Annotated in this window: 2 protein-coding genes; both read left to right on the forward strand. The window is 67.2% G+C overall.

What is annotated here, in order from left to right; all coding sequences use genetic code 11:
• A partial coding sequence (locus tag JNW98_RS33560; RefSeq protein WP_223772075.1) for an ABC transporter substrate-binding protein occupies window positions 1-1674 on the forward strand: 1674 nt, incomplete at its 5' end.
• A gap of 88 nt (window positions 1675-1762) precedes the next feature.
• Window positions 1763-2453: ABC transporter permease subunit (locus tag JNW98_RS33565; RefSeq protein ID WP_223772076.1), on the forward strand; the 691-nt coding region annotated here is incomplete at its 3' end.

Below are 2453 nucleotides of genomic sequence, written 5' to 3' on the forward strand. Positions count from 1 at the left end.
CCCGGCGAGGACAAGACCGTCTCCTCCAACTACTCCATCGGTGGCGCCGTCGACGCGGCCGGCCCGGCCCCCGAGGTCCCCGGCGCCAAGAAGGGCGGCACCCTCACCGTCCTCCAGCGCGACGCCTTCAACCACCTCGATCCGGGCCAGATCTACTTCGCCGACGTCCTGGCCAACCAGATGCTCTACAACCGCTCCCTCACCTCGTACAAGATCGACGACAAGGGGCGGGTGAAGGTCGTCGGCGACCTCGCGACGGACTCCGGAACCTCGTCGGACGGCGGCAAGACCTGGAAGTTCACCCTCAAGGACGGGCTGAAGTTCGAGGACGGGTCCCCGATCACGTCCAAGGACGTCCGGTGGGGCATCGAGCGGCTCTACGCCCCGTTCGAGACCGACGGGCCGCTGTACATCCCGCAGTGGCTCAGCGGGGACGGGAACGCGTTCCGCAAGGCGCTGCCCGACGGCCCGTACCAGGGCAGGCACCTGCCGGCGTCCGTCCTGGACACCCCCGACGACAAGACGATCGTCTTCCACTTCCGCGCCCCGCACGCGGACACCCCGTACGCGACGGCCATGCCCAACATCGGCGCGGTGAAGGCGGAGAAGGACGGGCAGCGCAAGTACGACAACGCGCCCTTCTCCTCAGGCCCTTACAAGGTCGGCAGCTACAAGGTAGGCAAGTCGCTGACCCTGGTGCGCAACGAGCACTGGGACCCGAAGACCGACCCGATCCGGCACCAGTACGCCGACCGGTTCGAGATCAGCTTCGGCCACCAGTTCGCCGACTCCACCCGGCGGCTCCTCACCGACCAGGGCGGGGACAAGAACGCGTTCTCGTTCAGCAACGCCGTGGCCCCCGAGATGACCGAGAAGGTCCTCGGCCAGCAGGACACCAAGGCGCGCCGGCTGCTGGAGATCCAGCCCTACGTCGACTACATCTCCTTCAACACCACCCGCCTCAAGGACGTCAAGGTCCGCAAGGCCCTCGCCTACGCCATGCCCAACGGGCAGATCCTCCAGCAGAACGGCGGCGCGACGGCCGGTGTCGTGGCCGGCAACTACCTCTCCCCCGCCATGGACGGCTACCGGCCGACCGACCCCTACGGGAAGAAGGACAAACCCGCGGGCGATCCGGAGAAGGCCCGGGCCCTGCTGAAGGAGGCGGGGAAGGAGGGGCAGGAGATCGTCTACGCGTACGCCAACACGGACGTACAGCAGAAGGTCTCCGTCGTCGTCACCCAGGCCCTGGAACGCGCGGGTTTCAAGGTGCAGAAGAAGGAGATCGACTCCAACACCTGGCGGACGTCCATCTCCGAGGTGGGCAACAAGTTCGACATCTACCGCACCTCCTGGGGCGCCGACTGGCCGGTCTCCTCGACGGTCGTGCCGCCGCTGTACGACGGCCGGCAGATCGCCGACGGCTCGCAGAACTACGGCCACCTCGACGACCCCAAGGTCAACGCGGAGATCGACCGCGTCACCCGGATCACCGACGTGAAGCAGGCGGGCGCCGAGTGGCAGAAGCTGGCCGACCGGATCCTCACCGAGGACGTCCCGGGCGTGCCCACCTTCTACAACCGGCAGTTCTCGCTGTGGGGTTCGGGGCTCGGCGGGATCAAGTACCACCCGGTGTACGGGACCATCGACCCGACCGGGGTGTTCGTGAAGTGACACCGGCCGTACGGGCGGGGGCACCCCCCCGCCCCTACGACCGCCGCCCCCTCCGAGCCGGACACCGACCCGTGAAGAGCCCGCAGCCATGCTGAGATTCCTCCTCCGCCGGTTCCTCGGCGCGATCGTCATCGTCCTGCTGATCAGCGCGATCACCTTCTTCCTGTTCTTCGCGCTGCCCTCCGAGCCCGCCCTGATGTCGTGCGGCAAGAACTGCACGCCCGACGCGCTGGCGGTCATCAACAAGAACCTGGGCCTGGACGAGCCGGTCCCCGTCCAGTACTGGCACTACATGACCGGCATCTTCACCGGCCGCGACTTCTCGGTGGGCCACTGCCCGGCGCCCTGCCTCGGCTACTCGTTCTCCAACCAGCAGCCGGTCTGGGACACCATCGTGGACCGCTTCCCGACCACCCTCTCGATCGCCCTGGGCGGGGCCGTCGTCTTCCTCCTCGTGGGCGTCGGCATCGGAATGATCGCCGCCGCCTTCCGGGGCACCTGGATCGACAAGTTCTTCAGCTCGCTGTCGCTGATCGGCAACTCGCTCCAGATCTACTTCGTGGGCGTCGTCGCGCTCGCGGTGTTCGTCAGCGGACTGCACTGGTTCGACAACCCGGCGTACCACCCCATCACCGAGGATCCGGTCAAGTGGTTCACCGGAATGATCATTCCCTGGCTGGTGCTGTCGATCATTTTCATCGCCAACTACAGCCGGATGACGCGCTCCCAGATGATCGAGCAGCTCTCCGAGGACCACGTCCGCACCGCCCGCGCCAAGG

The organism is Streptomyces huiliensis (assembly GCF_020037025.1).
Taxonomy (GTDB): domain Bacteria; phylum Actinomycetota; class Actinomycetes; order Streptomycetales; family Streptomycetaceae; genus Streptomyces; species Streptomyces huiliensis.